Below are 16,906 nucleotides of genomic sequence, written 5' to 3' on the forward strand. Positions count from 1 at the left end.
CACTTAGGTAACGAGTTCTATAAGTTTTAGATAGTTCTATACGAATCATGTAGAACTGGGTAAAAGGCCTAGATATGGATCCACGACGTAATCCCTTTGCCCCAGGTGCAGGCAGCAGACCTCCCGAGCTAGCAGGTCGCGAATCTGCCATGGAAGGGGTTGCAATCGCGCTAGATCGAATCCGGAATGGCCGTCATGCCCAAAGTGCGATTTTGATCGGATTGCGCGGCGTCGGCAAGACTGTCCTACTTAACGAAATGCGCCGCGCCGCCGAAGGCGAAGGCATTGTTACAGTCCCTATCGAAGCTCCTGAGGGCCAATCCTTGCCTGCAATGTTGGTGCCGGCATTGCGGACAGCTTTGCTCAAGCTTGACCGCGGCCAAGCTGCGATGACTTTGGCAAAGCGGGGCCTGGGAGCGCTGGCCAGATTCGTGAAGGCATTCAAACTCAGTTACGGAGAACTGGAAGCATCGATTGATCTCGGTGAAATCGGCATTGCCGACAACGGAGACCTCGAATCTGACCTGATCGATCTCATCGATCTGGTGGGGGCTGCTGCGGGGGAACGAGGGACTTCGCTGGTCCTGTTTATTGACGAGCTTCAGTATGTGCCCGAACGGGAATTAGCTGCGCTCATAACGGCATTGCATCGCGCCAGACAGAATGATCGCCCCATAACGATGGTCGCAGCCGGCTTGCCGCAATTAGCAGGCCAAATGGGCAAGGCGAAGTCATACGCTGAGCGCTTGTTTTTGTTCACCAGTATCGGACCGCTCGATACGACCGCCGCAACTGCGGCAATTGTTCATCCGATCGAAGCAGAAGGCTGCAGTATCGAACCCGAAGCGATAGCCAGAATTCTTGAAATTACGCGAGGATATCCGTATTTTCTTCAGGAATGGGGAAAGCAATGCTGGGACACCGCAGAGCGGTGTCCGATCACGGCTGAAGATGTAGAGATAGCAAATCCGACGGCAATATCTGCACTTGATGATAGCTTCTTTCGAGTCCGCTTTGACCGGATGACCCCTTCGGAAAAGCTTTATCTGCGTGCCATGGCTGATCTGGGTGAAGGCCCATATAATTCGACAACCATCGCAGAGCGCTTGGGCCGCAAACCATCTTCCTTCGGTCCTGTCCGTGCCTCGCTTGTGGCAAAAGGGATGATTTACACTCCAGGATATGGGCAGTCTTCATTCACGGTTCCGCTGTTTGATGCCTTCATGCGCCGCATTATGCCGCCGTCAGAGGATGGAGCATGAAGGGGCCAATTGTGTTGATAATTGAGAGAGGTCATTGCAACCATTATTCCGCAAAACGTGGTTGATGAGAGCAAGGCGGGGCAACGGTATCGGTTTGCGACAGAATTGCGGACGCAACTGGCACGAAATAATTGTAATGACGCAGAGTGAAGCGTAACTGCGGTGGAGGCGGTTAAGTCGTCAATTTACCGGGGGAACCAGATGTTTCGTGTCTTGCTAGTTGCCATTCTAGCCTGCTCGTCGGTGGGCGCTATCGCACAAGCCCCGCCGTCCAATAGGGATGGTCATTCCCTCTTCGTTTGGACTGCCGACCAAGCGAAGCAGGGCAACGACTTCCTAGCAGTGATCGACGCCGATCCCGCTTCGCCCACTTATGGGAAGCTCATTGCCAGCGTCGGCACTGACATAAAGTCTGTGCGCATCCATCATACGGAATATGAAATGCCGGCGAACGGCATGCTGTTTGCCAACGACCACGACGCCAATCAGTCGGTAATCTTCGACCTGCGCGATCCGCTCACGCCCAAGGTAGCCGCGCGTTTCCAGAGTATGGGCGGCTACAGCATGCCTCACAGCTTCTTGCGACTGCCCAATGGGAATGTGCTCGCCTCTTTCCAATTCACAGATACTGGCGGCCATGCCGATCATGCGGCGATGATGAGTGGCAAGACCGGCGGGCTGGTCGAGATCGACGACAATGGGACGGTTGTCCGGTCGGTCAGTAATGCGGACCCGGTGCTGCCCGACGATGGCCTTTTGCCCTACAGCCTTGCCATCCTGCCCGACATCGACCGCGTCTTGGTCACCAACAGTCCGATGCAGGATCCCTACTTATTGTCCAGCAACACCTATCAAGTCTTCCGCTTGTCGGATCTCAAATTGCTCTGCACGCATCGCCTCGATCCGGGCTCAACAGGCAACGGCAATGTGGCACCAGAGGAGGCACGCGTTGCGGCCGACGGCTCGGTATATGTCCAGACATTATCATGCGGCATCCAGCGCATCACTGCTATCGATACTCCAAGGCCGATAGCGAAACTGGTCCACAAGTTTCCAGGCGATTTCTGCGGCGTTCCAACAATCGTTGGACGTTACCTTGTTCAAAGCGTGCCCAATTTCCATGGCTTTGCAGTACTGGATATTAGCGATCCGACAAACGTCCGCGAAGTCTCGCGTCTTACGGTCAGTGATGCGTTCAGCCCGCACTGGACAGGTTGGGACAGCAAGGCGAAACGCCTCGTCGTCACCTCGGGCAAGGAAGGGGATCGCCTTTATTTGCTTAAGCTCGATGACAAGACCGGTGCGCTCAGCTTCGATGAAACTTTCCGCGACACCGACGGCAAGGTCGGCTTCAGTTTCGCCAGTCGTCAGTGGCCACACGGCTGGTCAGGGGAAGGAACTCCTCATGGCGCGGTCTTCTCGCGTTAATGCTTTGGGTACGGACAGCGGTGCTCGCGTAACAAATTTGCATCATAATATCGAACATAAGGCCCAGCGCGCTTCAAAAGCGAAGAGTTGCAAAGACTGACGCACTGGCCTGGTTCAGCCGCGTTACAGAAGAGGGGATTAGTGACATGTCCGTCTTCTGTCGGCGCAAATCGAGCCCATAAACAAGACTTCCACGACGCTCTGTTGGAGCTGCGGCTAGCATGAAAGCAAAACCGGATGATTTTCGTATGCCGCCGGATGACAATTCGATCATGCGGTCGACAGTCGAGCGGCGACCGGTGGGCCCTGCGTCAAAGGCTGTCAAGCCAAGCCAAAGCCGGTCATCATGCGCGAGAATCAGGCCAGCCGATCGCTCGACAGACACAAAATAGTGTCGCCCTGGAACAAGCGTTGCAGGTCTGATACGGTCACGCTTCCAGCCCGCAAACAGGCTCAAACTGTCAGATTGTCCGATATCCATCTCGAATGCTGCCATCGTCGATAGTCTTGAGCTTCGCCTTGGCAGTTCTGGAATCAGCGAACGTACTTGACCTTTTTTGCTGCGTGCGACCGTGAGGACCAACCGCGTATCGCCAATGTCGCCGACAACGGATCGAGTCTTCATATTTTGCTCGCCGTGTGCGCCCGCTATCCGGCTGCTGGACGAAGGTGTAAGAGGCAGCCCTTGGCGAGGCGCCTGCTGCTCTGGTCTGACTGCAAATCGTTGATTTTCGATAGCACGACCTTCTGGGGTCGCTGATATTTGGGCGCTCGCAGCATCCGGGCAAAACAGTGTTAAGGCCACAATAAACGCATAGGCCTGCACCTCGAAAATTCTGTGCACGGTTTCTTCCTCCTCGGCAGCAACTGAAGCCGCTGTAAAGAAGACGTTCTGCGTTTGTGATATCCGCATGTGGCAACCGAAATGCGAATAAAGTGCGGAAAATGCCAGTCGCTGTCGTCAGTCCTTCATGGATACGGACAGGAGACTGAAAATGCGCAACAGGATTATAGCCGCATTGGCGCTCGTTGCAGTTGTGGCTCCGCTTGCCGCCATGACAAATACGCCAACAACGCCGGACGTTCTTGGCTCTGCCAAATCAGTTGAAAGTCCAGTAGCCGGCCCGGTTTCTATTCTCACTTACAATGTCAAAGGGCTTCCCTGGCCGATCGCAATCGGGAGAGCGTCTGCGTTCGAATCAATCGAACAGCGGCTCATCGGTTTACGTGCGGTTGGAAAGCAACCGCATGTCGTCGTTTTACAAGAGGCTTTCACTGGAAGGGCCAAGCAAATCGGCGTTCGGAGCGGTTACCCGTTTCGTGCAAATGGGCCTGCGGCTGGTGACATGGCCACCAATGAAACGGAAAACGAAGGTGCTGATTTTCTGAGCAACGCCTCATCTTTGAAGGGCGAGACTCAGGGCAGATGGCTTGATAGCGGGCTGATGCTATTTTCCGATTATCCAATCATATCCGTAAAGCGGGCTGCGTTTCCGAAAGCTGGATGCGCGGGCTATGATTGCCTTGCCAATAAAGGCATTTTGATGGTCGAACTGCGTATTCCCGGTCAGGATGTGCCGGTAACCGTCGTAACCACTCACCTCAATTCAAAGAAGGGGTCCGGGGTTAGCCAAGGCCGGTCACTCGAAGCCTATCGCCGGCAGGTCGCGGCTCTTTCAAGTTTCATGCGGACCTATCGAAACCCGGATAGTCCCTTCATTCTAGCGGGAGACCTAAATGCGAGCTCTCCTGCGCGGAGGCAGGTATTAACCGACGCCCGGTTAGCTGCTGAAGCAAGTTCACGGCCGCTACAATCCAGAAGCGGTCTGGATGCCATCCTGTTTCAGGGTGGATTTGCCAGTCACCTCGCCCCCGAGGCGAATTTCATCTCCAAAAGGGGACGCGATTGGCAATTTTTTGGTGACGGCCGAAATGCTTCGGTTCGACCAAGCAATCTGGAAATCCCTTTCGGCAAAGAAGCCGACGGTTCGATGCTGTCGGATCATCTCGGCTTCTCTATTACTTACCGCCTTACGCAGAAAGTTTGAGATGAAAGCGTTTCGCTGGATGGGCGGTCTGGCCGCCGCGATCGTACTTTTTGGAGCGTTGGCAGCGGCGTCGAATGCTGAAACTAGCCAGGATCCGCGGGCTGCCATGATGCACAAAGTCGAGTTGCGAGGCAAATCGGGGCGGATCAAACAGGATCGGTATTGGCACGACGCGCTGGCCGCAATGACGAAGCTTGACCGCGCTGACTTCGTGCCTTCGGACCAGCGCATCTCTGCCTATCGTGACACGCCACTGCCGATTGGCTTTGAACAGACCATCTCCGATCCCTTTGTTGTTGCGGTAATGACCAGCTTGTTGCGCATCGAAAAGTCAGACCGCATTCTCGAGATTGGTACCGGATCTGGCTATCAGGCGGCTGTGCTTGCGGGATTGGCGCTAGACGTCAGGACAGTCGAAATCGTAGAGCCACTGGCACAACGCGCAAGCGAAACGCTTGCACGCCTCTGTTTTGACAATGTGACCGTCCGAGCAGGCGATGGCTATGACGGATGGCCCGACGGTGCCCCTTATGACGCGATTATCGTTACCGCAGGAACCCCACGAATACCGCAGCCCTTATTGGATCAGCTTAAACCGGGAGGGCGGATGGTTATTCCTGTTGGAAAGGGATTCTGGGACGAACAACTCTTCCTTGTCACCAAGAGCCGCAAAAACAAGGTGACGCAGAAGTCCATCGGACCCGTCATGTTTGTCGATTTTACCGGCAAGGTGCGTGGGCAGCCCCAGCGATGATCGAGGTGCGACATTGCGCTGCTGACGGCGTCATTCACAGCATGACGGCTCATCATATGCACGATAGAAAAAGGATTGGCTTTGTTAGATGATCATGGCCCTAGTCCTTCATGTCAGATATCCATAGCGTCTCGCAAAGCCGCGAAGGGATCCGGCCCCTCACTATGGGCTGCACCCTGCGACAATGCTGTTATCAACGGCATTGACAGCTTGCCGCCTTTGGCGCGGATTCAACATAATCTTCTTGCAGCCCCTGAACGCAAGATATTGAACTGGCTGTGTGCCATTATGCCTGAAAAAATTATGCCCGATCATCTAACGATAGTTGGCTTCTTTGGGACCATGATGATTTTTCTGGGCTATGTTGCCAGTGAAAATAGCCCATATTGGTTTCTGGTCGCGATCGGGGGATATGCGATAAACTGGTTTGGAGATTCTCTGGATGGGAGCCTGGCACGATACCGGCATATGGAGCGCCCAAAATTCGGCTATTTCATCGACCATAGCCTCGATGCCGTTGGAAATCTTCTGACAATGGTGGGTTTGGGCTGTACCGCGTTTGTGCGCATGGACGTCGCTTTGCTGGCAGCCTCATGCTATTTATTGCTGTCTGTGCATACATTTCTTGCAGCCAGAGTCCTTGGCACATTCCGGCTTTCCTATGGTCTGATGGGGCCTACTGAACTTCGACTCGTGTTGATCGGATTGACGGTTGCGATGTTTTCACTTGACCCAATCGTTCCCCGATTGGGCGGGCATTCGGTGTTCGATCTTTTTGCGACTTTCGTTTCTGCGGCGCTGTTTGTGCTTTTTGCAAAGCAGACATTCGTCCTTGCTCGCGCGCTCCGCCAGTCTGAAGGCGGCTCGCAATAGATTAGGCCTAATTAGGCCCAGGCTGGGCGAAAAAACGAGATGATCGGTGCGGATTAGCCGCTGCTTCGGCGTCAATGCACTATGAACGCAGCAGCGCATTCCTATTTTGAGGTTCCGGCAGAGCCCGCCGGGTCGCAGCAGCCGCCATTCGTGCATGACATTGGATGGCGGCTGCACTATTACCGTAGGCATGATAAATTCGTTGAAACGGGTTGTTTGAAGGCCGACGGCGATCTTGAAGCGGTTTTCACATCAAATCGTGCCTTGCTGGGTCGTTTTGTGCGCGCACGATTGCGCGCCGATGACGCAGTCGACGATATTCTCCAAGAATTATGGGTCAAAGTGCACGCGCTGGAACCCGGTCCTATAGCAGAACCCTTGGCGTATCTTTACCGGATGGCCGATAACCTCGTCCTCGATAAAAAGCGCGCGGCTGCAAGGCAGATGGCTCGCGATCACGCCTGGTCAGAGCGGCGGTCAAACGGCGCATTACCCGATTCAGACCCGGCCCCTAATCCGGAGCGGGTCGCCGTGGCGCGCGATTTTCTGAATCAGGTCAATGCGCGCCTGAAATTGCTGCCGGCGCGCACAGTTGAAATTTTTCATGCCGTTCGGATTGAGAAACGTCCGCAAAAGGAACTTGCAGCTGAACTCGGGGTAACCATTAGCGCGATCGAAAAGCATCTGCAGCGAGCGTACCGAGAGGTAATTATCGTCCGCGAAGAGTTGGAATGCGATTCGGTGGCATCCATCCCTGCAGTTTTAGAGGGCGTGGCTCATGATGCCTGATAATGATTTACTCGATATCGCCCTTGGCTGGCACGCCAAGCTTGCGTCTCCGCAAGCGACTGGAAGCGATTGGGCCGAGTTCACCGAATGGCTTGAGGCCGATCCTGAAAATGGCGCGGCATATGACCGGGTCGCGTTGGCTGACCATGCCTATGACGAAGCCTTGGCGATCGACGCGCAGACACCTGTCGTGGCGCAGAATGATAATGAGCCAGAAGCCTGGTATCGCCGCAAGACTTTGTTCGCCGTAGCTGCCAGCGTCGCTTTGGCTCTGATCGCTGGTCCGCTGATATTGAACAATCGGGACTTGCAGACGATCCAAACGGGTCCTGGCGAAAATCGCGAGATAGCGCTTGGCGATGGTACGCTGGTCGCCCTGAATGGTTCCAGCAAGATCGAGATTGATATGGAAGGCAAGCGTTTTGCAAGGCTTGCAGAAGGCGAGGCGCTATTTTCAATTAAGCATGATCCGAACCGCCCGTTCACGGTGGAGGTGGACAATCACACTCTGGTCGACGTCGGGACCGAGTTCAATGTCCGTCAGGACAAAGACGGTATCGAAGTTGCCGTGAGCGATGGGGCAGTCGAGTTTAATCCCGATGATGCCGCATTGGTCGTGCGCGCCGGCAACCAGGTCAAGGTGGCGCGCAATTCTGCAAAGCCGATATTAAGCAAGACCGAAACTACCAGCGTTGGTGGTTGGCGCAAGGGCAGGCTGGCCTATAGCGACGTGCCGTTGAGCCGGATCGCCGCTGACCTGTCCAGATTATTGGGTGTGCCGGTGACAGCCGATCCGGCGGTGAGCAACCGCCGCTTTTCCGGTTTGATTCAAATCGATGGAAATCGCGATCAATCCATGCGACGCATGCAGGCACTGCTTGGAGTGACTGTGCGGCGAAACGATAAAGGGTGGGTCTTATCCAATTGAATTTATGATCCGCTACCTGTTCGTTCCATCAGTAATTGCAGCAGGCGTTGCTACACCATTAGCGGCCGCAGATACACGCAACTTTGCAATTCCAGCGTTGCCCATGGATCAGGCGTTAATGCGGCTGGGCGAACAGGCCGGGGTTTCGATTGGCGGGAGCGATCCCCGCATTCAATCAACGCGGTCAAGGCCGGTACAGGGCAGAATGACGCTGGCGAATGCCTTGCGTAAAATGCTCAAGGCAAGCGGCCTTACCTTCGTCATTGTCGATACTCGAACGGTGCGGATCGTAGCTATGCCTGCTCAGCGCCTGCGGCCAACAAAAGCAATTCCGAAGCCGAAGCCTCGAGCAAAGCCAAACCCTCCAGCCGATCGCGCGCCTGAACCTTTGGCCGAGCCTAAGGAAATTGTTGTTACAGCCAGCAAGCAAGGCCAACCGCTATCGCGTTATCCAGGGACCGCACGCGTCGAGCAGATCGGCGCTCCCGGCCTCAACGCTGAGCGCGGAACCGCCGCGCTTGTGGGAAGGCTCCCTGAACTATCATCGACCAACCTCGGGCCAGGACGTAACAAGCTGTTCATCAGGGGCATCTCTGACAGCAGCTTTTCGGGGCCGACCCAATCCACAGTTGGCCTTTATCTCGGCGATATGCGGTTGACCTATAACGCTCCTGATCCTGATCTGCGCTTCTATGATGTCGAGCGGATCGAAATCATAGAAGGGCCGCAAGGGACCCTTTATGGAGCGGGCGTGCTCGGCGGCATTGTCCGGATTATGCCCAATCGCCCGGATCTCGAGAATTTCGAGGCGCGGGCAAGTCTCGGCTCAACACATACTTATCGGGGTGCACGGGGTTATGACGCCGAAGGCATGATCAATGTTCCACTGTGGAAGGACCGGGTCGCGCTGCGTATTGTTGGCTATGAACAGGTTGAAGGTGGTTATATCGACAATCCGCAATTGGGCCAGCGGAACACCAACCGAACCACCATCGATGGAGCCCGTATCTCGCTCGAGATCGATCCCGGCGATGACTGGCGGCTTTCGGCGATGGGCGTCATTCAAAATCTCGACACAGGTGATGGGCAATATGCCCAGCGCGGTCTGCCGAAACTGAGCCACAATGCAGCGATCAGCCAGCCACATGACAATGACTTTCGCGGACTGAATGTCGTCATTGGCAAAAGCTGGCGTGACTTCGAACTGACCTCGAGCTTTAGCATCATCAATCATATACTTGATGAACGTTTCGATCCTGCACGTGTAGCAGGGCCGGGCACTGCATTCGACCGAATGAGCCGGTACAAGATGCTGGTGCATGAAACGCGGCTGTCGTCGCGGCCCGGAGCCTGGATAAGCTGGGTAGGGGGTATCGGCTATACCGATAGCCGCGACCGAACGGAGCAATTTTTGGGTGCATTGCCCGATCCGCCGCGCATCAGTTCGGTCCAAAGCGAGAAGAGCGAGATCGCTTTGTTCGGCGAAGCCACCGTTCCCGTCAGCCAACGATTGTCGATTACCGGAGGCAGCAGGATCGTTCGCGCCCAGGTGTCAGGCGAGATCCTTGGCAACGAAGCTGAACCCACGCGCCGGCAGTGGCGCGTTCTGCCTACTGCTGCGCTCTCGTGGCGGCCGCATGGCCGGCTCCAGGCATTTGCCCGCGTTCAAACCGGTTTTCGAAGTGGCGGGATTGCTATAGATCCGGCCGGTAGTACCAACCGTTTTCAGTCCGATCAAATCTACACTGTTGAGGGCGGCGTTAGATTTGGCGATGCGGCCCCACTATCCGGCACGCCAATATCGGGCTCTGCAGCCATATTTCACACAGGCTGGAGCGACATTCAGGCGGATTTGCTAGATGCCATTGGACTGCCGACAACGCTTAATATCGGACACGGACATATCGACGGCGTGCAAGCAGCGATCAACTGGCGCCCCGATCAAGAATTATCCTTCGAGGGAGCTGCGTTTGTGAACCAAAGCCGCCTCGACAGTCCCAGCGCCGAATTAATGGGTCTCGACAATATCCCACTGCCAAATATCCCACGTTATGGCGGCAGGCTATCTGCGCGCTGGGCCCGCAAGCTATCGGACGATCTCACCTTTCAGACCGATGCGATTATGCGTTATCGAAGCGGTTCGAATGTCGGAACCTTACCGCCATTATTATTGGAGCAGGGCGAATATGTCGAAACCGATCTGGCGGCATTGTTGCGCTCTGAAAACTGGCAACTGACCCTCGATATCACCAATGTTTTCAATGCCCGGAAAAACAGCTTCGCTTTTGGAAATCCCTTTACCGCATCGCTTGGCGATCAAATTACCCCGCTCCGGCCGCGGTCGCTGCGTGTAGGAATTTCATTTGGCTTTTGAAGCGCGTCCGGCGCCCAAGCTCAAGCGATAAACTGCCTGATAACAATCGACAGCATGGCCAATGCGAGAACGTGAACGGTCCATAACGAATTATTTTAAAGCAGTTCACTGAGCGAAGCAGGCATTAATTATATCCGTGCTTGTTATCTTTTCCCGAATATCATGAATGCGGCTTCAACCGGCATGAGACGCCCGCTACATCCGGTAGCAGCGGCCCTACATATCCTATACTGCTGCGATATTCTGCTTGAAAAATGACGACTATATGTGATTAATGCGAACGAGAGATGAAGTCAGAAAAACGATGGGCACTCTGTACAGCGAAAAACTTGGCTTGGATCCAGAATATCTGGGACGCGGGAGGAGCAAAGATATTTTCGTCAATCAAGGGAGTTTCAAAATGAAAAAATACGTAATATTGATGGCTACTTCGGCAGGGCGCAAGCCATCATCCAACAACGCGAAAGGATAAAACGACAGACCATCGAATATCGGCGCTTGCAACACCGCAAGATCGCCGCCTAATATCAACCCAATAGATGAGGCCAAGGCTCCACTAATTTACGCAGCCATCAGTGCCAAATGTTCTGACGACGGACAGATAGTTATGGATATCAAGGTAAGATTTCCATTTGATGACACGAAGCAGTGCTTGGCTGCGCTCGACTTCCCGCGTGCCGCTGGCACCAGTAACGCGCTCGGACATCCTGAAAACACAATCTGGAATGTCATACTTTTGGCGGGACAGCGTCCTGGACCCGACCCGCTAGCCAAGCATTTTGGCACCGGCGGCAAGGCGAGCATTCCGATCAACGGCAAGCCAATGTGGACATATGTGCTCAAAACACTTCTGGCGACTCCTCAAATTGGTAAAATTGTCATTCTGGCCCAGGACCGCTCGATGGTCTGCGGACCCGGCACAAGAGGCCTTATCGACAGCGAGCGAGTGATCTTTGCTGAAAGCGTTGGCGGTATCGCCCACAGCATTTCTTCGGTCATTGGCAAACCACCTTTGACCTGGCCAATCCTGATCACGACCGCAGACCATCCCTTGCTGACGCCTGCGATGGTCAGCGAGTTTATCAAAGGGGTCGGAACGTCCGATTTGGCTGTGGCAGCAGTCGAGCGCCGCACCGTCATGCAACGTTACCCGATGTCCAAACGCACGTGGCTGAAGTTTCGCCACGGTGCATTTTCAGGGGCAAACCTCTTTGCACTGAAAACTCCAGCCACAATCAAGGCCCTCGAACTATGGTCAAAAGCCGAACAAGACCGAAAGCAGGCGCTTAAACTTTTTTGGCATTTCGGGCCCGTTCTGGCGCTGCGTGCGCTGGCGCGGACGATCAGTTTTCCGGCCGCCCTCCAATCTGCCGGACGAAAGCTCGGTGTCAAAGCGTCTCTGGTTTTGCTGCGGCAAGCTGAGGCCGCAATCGATGTCGATAAAATAAGCGACCACAGTCAGGTCGAAAGCATCTTGCGCGAACGAGCCAAGACCGGAGAAAAAAGCACCGCCTTCAGTAATGGCGCGCTGAAACAGGTCTCAATCTTCGATCTGGACAGGACGTTGACTAGGCAACCTACATATACGGCATTGCTCGCGTATATTTCGTGGCGTGTTGCCCCATGGCGATTGTTGATGGCGCCCTTTGTCATTCTGGCCATGCTCGGTTATTTGTGCAAATTTTACTCGCGCAAGCGGGTCAAAGAAATTGAGCAGTGGCTCCTGCTGGGGAGCGGTTTGAAGCAATCGGTAATTGATCGTGAAGTCGGACATTTTGCTGACCGCTTGGTGGTTAGCGGACTGTTCGACGAGGGCCGCGCGACGATCGAGCGGGAGCGCGCTGCCGGGCACCGCGTGATACTGGCAACTGCAGCCAACGGATTTTATGCACATGCTCTTGCCAAGCGGCTAGGTATTGAAGACGTTGTGGCCACACCGTCGCTTTGGAAGGATGGGAAGCTCACACCGAAAATTGATGGGACAAATTGCTATGGTTCGGCCAAGCGCGAAATGGTTGAGCGTCATCTGCGCGCAAAAGGCTTAAAGCGCGAAAATCTTCACATCAGATTCTATTCGGACCACATTTCCGACCTACCAATGTTTGACTGGGCCGACGAACCGATCGCTGTCAATCCATCCATAAAACTGTTCAAATATGCGCTTGCTCAGAACTGGCGGATAAAATTTTGGACGTGAATATTGGCACATGGCGTAAAGCGGAGACGGCCCTGCTTAGAATCGGGTTTTTATTCAATCACGACCAAATACACCAGATTGCCCACAGCTTACCGGTGGCCAACGCGCTCGCCGCCAGATTACCCAATGCGTTGATCAGCTTGGCTGTTACGAACACTCGCATTGAACATGAGGTGAAACGTCTTTTGGGTTCAAATTTTCCGGCAAATTTGGAAGTGAAGAGGCTGGGAATTCACACCGCCGGCTCGCGGCTTTTGACCAACGCGCTTGGGAAATTGGTGCCCGCTGCGAAGGTGCTCCTGTACCGCGACAATCTGGCATATTTCAGGGCGCTAGACGCTCTGGTGGTCACCGAGCGCACATCCTTGATATTGAAACAGCATTTCGGCCTTACAAGACTCAAGATGATCCTGATCGACCATGGTGCGGGCGACCGCGCTATCGGCTTCGGCGCTTCAACCGCGAAATTTGATCACATCCTGGCATCCGGTGCAAAAATTCGCGACCGTCTGATTGCGGATGCTGGAGTGACGCCGAATAAAATAAAAATTGTCGGCTACCCGAAATTTGACGCCGCGAAGGCTGACCGAGAAAAACTTCCATTTCAGTGCAATGGCAATCCCACCATCATCTACAATCCCCACCTGTCGCCGCATCTCTCGTCCTGGTTTAAACACGGCCGCGAAATACTCGATTGGTTTATTACAAATCCCCAATATAATCTGATATTCGCGCCACATGTCATGCTGTTCCAGCGGCGCGTTGTTTTTACCGTGGACAAGTTTCGTGTGGCATTTCCTGGCAAACTGGACAAAAAATATCTCGAGGCACCCAATATTCATATCGACTTGGGCAGTGTTGCTTCCACAGATATGACATACACGAATGCCGCCGACATCTATCTGGGCGACGTGAGTAGCCAGATCTACGAGTTTTTGCGTTGCCCACGCCCTGCCATATTCATCGATAGCCAGGGAACGGATTTCAAGGATGATCCGAATTACGCTCATTGGCGGGCAGGGGAAGTCATTCGGACGGTCGATCAGCTGGGACTTGCATTGGATCGGGCCGACGCGCTCCATCGTGCTATGTATATAGCAGCGCAGAAGACATTGTTCGATTACACGTTTGAACTAACCAGCGAGCCATCGTCGCACCGCGCCGCGCGAGCTATCGCCGAAATCATCGGTCATGGATGAGGCCGCACTCCAGCATCGCGGCATAGTCCGGCGCATTTACGGAAATCTGGGGCTGCTGCTTGGTGGCAAAGCTGCGGCCGGAGTGATCAGTCTTGTCTATATCGCCATTGCAGCCCGGGTCCTCGGTCCTGAAGGCTACGGCGTACTGGTCCTGATCAATTATTATGCCATGTTCGTAGGAGGCCTCATTGCTTTCCCGGGATGGCATGCCATCGTTCGCTACGGCGTATTGGCATTGGCAGACGGTGACGAGGCAAAGCTGATCCGGCTCCTTCGCTTTGTCGGTGCCATCGAAATTGCCGTCGGCGTATTGGCGGTCTGCGTAGCAGCTTTGCTAGCGCCGATTGTCGGTGGGTATCTCGGCTGGACCGCGCAAGCGCAGATGCTAGCCATACCTTACAGTCTAGCTGTTCTGGCCACGGTGCGCGCAACCCCAGGAGGCTATCTTCAGATATTGCGCCGGTTCGACATATTGGGCGCTCATAATATCATAACACCCATAATGCGCCTGATCGGTACGCTCGTCGTCGTCGCATTCGGCTGGGGGTTGAGCGGGTTCATCATTGCATGGTTGATCGCCGCGCTGACTGAAGGGATTAGCCTTTGGCTTTTGGGCATATATTTGGCGCGACGCCATATGGCCGATCAGCCGTTGCTGGGTAAACTAACCGATGTTCGAAATGAACATCCGGGCCTGCTGCGTTTCACCATCTCCGCCAACACCGATATCATGCTCAGCGAGCTGGTGAACCGCATCACACCGCTGGTGATGGGATGGGTGCTAGGACCTGCGGCTGCTGGATTATACTCGATTGCTCACCGCACGACGGTGGTCATCGCCCAGCCTGCACAGATCCTGGGTCAAGCCGCGTATGCCGAACTTGCAAAGCTCGTTGCAACCGGCGCGTCGGGCAAGAATATCCGTCACGCATTGATGCGATGCGTGGGCATATCTTTTCTCGCGGCGCTGCCAATCATGCTGATTCTTGCGTTCTTCTCCGAACAGATCAGCATACTGATTGCAGGTCCGGCGTTTGCAGCAGCAGCCAGCGTGATGATCTGGCTTGCCTTGGCCCGGGTCTTGGCGCTCAGCGGACCACCGACAAGTGCCGCTCTGATCGCGCTGGGGCGACCTGGCTTATCAGTATCGTCCAACATCATCACCAGCCTGGGACTGTTGCCGTTGCTCCCGCTGCTGACAGCGGCGTGGGGTCTGGAAGGCGCAGGAATGCACGCCGTGATCCAGTCTATTCTCGCGAGCGGGTTGCTTGGCCTGCTTCTTTGGCGATGCACGCGTGAACAGGGACATACGGGGTGATGCCACTCGGTACGACAATGTCGTGCCGGAAAACAGTTAAACAGGAATCTAAGTCTAGATGAGAAACTCAGCTATTGCAGCCTTAGTCGCGATTGCGGCACTATCAGCCACCCCTTTGGCAGCTCAGAACGGGGCCTGCTCGGCAAGTTCCGGACCCGCAATTCATGTGGTCATTACCGGCTTGAAGCACAGGAAAGGAACGGTTCGCCTTCGGCTGTTCAGCGGAGACCCGAAGACCTATTTTGACAAGCGCTTCGCTCTTCAACGCGTTGAATTTGCGACGCCCGACAGTGGAAGTGTTGAATATTGTATCATGGTCCCCCGCCCGGGGATTTATGCCGTTGATGTCCGGCACGACACCAATGGCAATGGGAAATCGGACACAGCCGATGGGGCCGGCGTATCGGGAAACCCGAAGGTGTCGGCGCTCGATGTCGTTCTCAAAAAGAAGCCGCGTGCGGAAAAAGTTCAGATTAAAGTAGGCGATCGAGCCGCATCTGCGACCATTGCCGTACAATATTTTAGCGGCAGTAAGTAGTGAATCGAAATACTATGCCCGATGATACTTCAAAGTGCGTTAGCGCTTTTTCAAGCAATGATCCGTTGAAGAACTCCCCAAACAGGCTCCGTGCTCCATGTTATTGCCTTGATCCCAAGAAAAATATGAAAGATTCTTCGGGCCCATGGTTGAGCATCCTTTTACCTGTCTACAATGTTGAATCCTATCTCTCTGAGTGCATCCACTCCATTGTTCAGCAAGCTTCTGACGATGCCGGCATCGAAATCATCATCGTTGACGACGGCTCGACTGATGGCTCTCGTGGCCTTGCAGAGCGACTATGTGCGCAGTTTTCGCAACAGTTAAAGCTTGTATGCCACAACCGAAACCTAGGCGTGAGCGCCGCACGCAATCGGTTGCTTGATGAGGCGCGCGGCAAGTTTGTCTGGTTCATTGATCCCGACGACTACATCCTCACAGGAGCTATCGAAAAACTGCGCTCAGTCGTTGGGCGTCATGATCCCGATATGATATTGTGCGATTACCGCAAGAACCGCTTCTGGAAGCGACGCGCCTTTTTCGGTCCAGCGAGGCGGCTATCAGACGACAAAAGACAATTAATTCGAGGTGTTTTCAAAAGCCGGAAAATGTACTGCTGCGTTCGAGTTAGTAAACGGCTGATTTGGGGAGACGACTTACGCTTCCCAGTCGGCCGGGTCTTTGAAGACATTGCGACTACGCCCTTGCTGCTCCTGCGCACGAAAAACTTTTACTACATTCCTGAACCGTGGGTCCATTACCGGCAACGAAGGGGCAGCATAATGGATAGCGTAAAGCGACAGCCTGATGTTTTCGATGAAATGAAGCACCATGATTTAGCGCGCGCTCTTCTAGGTTACAAGGATCAGCTAAATAAATGCCTCATCAGCCGCGATGCTTCGATTGATTATTACGTGGCTGATTATTGCGCCAAGGAGTTTACGAAAACCGCTATCCGGATGATGCGAGCGCAGCAGGATGATCTGGCATCGATATCAATGCCCGAAAGGATGACTAAGCTATGCTCGTTATGGGAAGCATGTTCGCCAATTTCTTTCGAGCAGTTGACGGGGCACTATCTAAAACGGCTTCGCCTCGTACGCTACTTAATGTTGCACTACTTTCTGTTTGTCCGTCGTCAGAACATTTGGCACTGATGGCTGCGTAAATTAGTGGAGCCTTGGCCTCATCTATTGGG

Annotated in this window: 14 protein-coding genes and 1 pseudogene; 14 read left to right on the forward strand and 1 reads right to left on the reverse strand. The window is 54.3% G+C overall.

Going from position 1 to position 16,906, the window contains the following annotated elements; translation table 11 throughout:
- The first annotated feature begins 74 nt into the window (after nt 1-74).
- Both ACFSAG_RS00355 and ACFSAG_RS00360 read left to right on the forward strand, forming a co-directional pair.
- Entirely contained in the window at nt 75-1,262 is a 1,188-nt protein-coding gene (locus ACFSAG_RS00355) for an AAA family ATPase (protein WP_381510466.1), read from the forward strand.
- A 342-nt stretch (nt 1,263-1,604) separates the two neighbouring features.
- Nucleotides 1,605-2,690: an LVIVD repeat-containing protein gene (locus tag ACFSAG_RS00360; RefSeq protein ID WP_381510468.1), complete on the forward strand. Its 1,086-nt coding sequence runs from the start codon at nt 1,605-1,607 to the stop codon at nt 2,688-2,690.
- Between the two features lie 73 nt (nt 2,691-2,763).
- Here ACFSAG_RS00360 and ACFSAG_RS00365 read toward each other — a convergent pair whose 3' ends face one another.
- On the reverse strand, nt 2,764-3,603 hold the full coding sequence (locus tag ACFSAG_RS00365; protein ID WP_381510470.1) for a hypothetical protein: 840 nt from the start codon (nt 3,601-3,603) through the stop codon (nt 2,764-2,766).
- 82 nt (nt 3,604-3,685) lie between these two features.
- On the opposite strand from ACFSAG_RS00365, the gene ACFSAG_RS00370 reads away from it, so the two are divergent.
- From ACFSAG_RS00370 to ACFSAG_RS00425, 12 genes and pseudogenes are all read left to right on the forward strand, one after another.
- Nucleotides 3,686-4,738, forward strand: coding sequence for an endonuclease/exonuclease/phosphatase family protein (locus ACFSAG_RS00370; RefSeq protein WP_381510472.1), 1,053 nt, complete (start codon nt 3,686-3,688; stop codon nt 4,736-4,738).
- A gap of 106 nt (nt 4,739-4,844) precedes the next feature.
- The gene (locus ACFSAG_RS00375) at nt 4,845-5,492 is read left to right on the forward strand and encodes a protein-L-isoaspartate(D-aspartate) O-methyltransferase (protein WP_381510474.1); all 648 of its coding nucleotides are present in this window, start codon (nt 4,845-4,847) and stop codon (nt 5,490-5,492) included.
- A gap of 75 nt (nt 5,493-5,567) precedes the next feature.
- Nucleotides 5,568-6,365: a CDP-alcohol phosphatidyltransferase family protein gene (locus ACFSAG_RS00380; RefSeq protein WP_381510476.1), complete on the forward strand. Its 798-nt coding sequence runs from the start codon at nt 5,568-5,570 to the stop codon at nt 6,363-6,365.
- A gap of 81 nt (nt 6,366-6,446) precedes the next feature.
- Nucleotides 6,447-7,154 (forward strand): RNA polymerase sigma factor, encoded by a 708-nt coding sequence (locus ACFSAG_RS00385; RefSeq protein WP_381510478.1) that lies wholly within the window; start codon nt 6,447-6,449, stop codon nt 7,152-7,154.
- Complete coding sequence (locus ACFSAG_RS00390; protein WP_381510481.1) at nt 7,144-8,082, forward strand: FecR family protein; 939 nt, start codon at nt 7,144-7,146, stop codon at nt 8,080-8,082. Before ACFSAG_RS00385 ends, ACFSAG_RS00390 begins: the two co-directional genes overlap by 11 nt.
- A 388-nt stretch (nt 8,083-8,470) precedes the next feature.
- Nucleotides 8,471-10,456, forward strand: a complete 1,986-nt coding sequence (locus ACFSAG_RS00395) for a TonB-dependent receptor (RefSeq protein WP_381510483.1) — start codon at nt 8,471-8,473, stop codon at nt 10,454-10,456.
- Between the two features lie 420 nt (nt 10,457-10,876).
- Nucleotides 10,877-10,981 (forward strand): annotated as a pseudogene (locus tag ACFSAG_RS00400) (PEP/pyruvate-binding domain-containing protein); the annotation flags it as partial.
- Nucleotides 10,982-11,063: 82 nt separating this feature from the next.
- Nucleotides 11,064-12,653, forward strand: coding sequence for an HAD-IB family hydrolase (locus ACFSAG_RS00405; protein ID WP_381510485.1), 1,590 nt, complete (start codon nt 11,064-11,066; stop codon nt 12,651-12,653).
- A complete protein-coding gene (locus ACFSAG_RS00410) occupies nt 12,650-13,852 on the forward strand; it encodes a hypothetical protein (RefSeq protein ID WP_381510487.1) in 1,203 nt (400 codons plus the stop codon). The genes ACFSAG_RS00405 and ACFSAG_RS00410 overlap by 4 nt, the downstream gene beginning before the upstream one ends.
- Nucleotides 13,845-15,170 (forward strand): lipopolysaccharide biosynthesis protein, encoded by a 1,326-nt coding sequence (locus ACFSAG_RS00415; RefSeq protein ID WP_381510489.1) that lies wholly within the window; start codon nt 13,845-13,847, stop codon nt 15,168-15,170. Before ACFSAG_RS00410 ends, ACFSAG_RS00415 begins: the two co-directional genes overlap by 8 nt.
- Nucleotides 15,171-15,228: 58 nt before the next feature.
- Complete coding sequence (locus ACFSAG_RS00420; RefSeq protein WP_381510490.1) at nt 15,229-15,708, forward strand: DUF2141 domain-containing protein; 480 nt, start codon at nt 15,229-15,231, stop codon at nt 15,706-15,708.
- Between the two features lie 125 nt (nt 15,709-15,833).
- Nucleotides 15,834-16,865: a glycosyltransferase family 2 protein gene (locus tag ACFSAG_RS00425; RefSeq protein ID WP_381510492.1), complete on the forward strand. Its 1,032-nt coding sequence runs from the start codon at nt 15,834-15,836 to the stop codon at nt 16,863-16,865.
- Nucleotides 16,866-16,906 lie beyond the last annotated feature (41 nt).

The organism is Sphingorhabdus buctiana (genome assembly GCF_042680825.1).
Classification (GTDB): Bacteria; Pseudomonadota; Alphaproteobacteria; order Sphingomonadales; family Sphingomonadaceae; genus Sphingorhabdus_B; species Sphingorhabdus_B buctiana.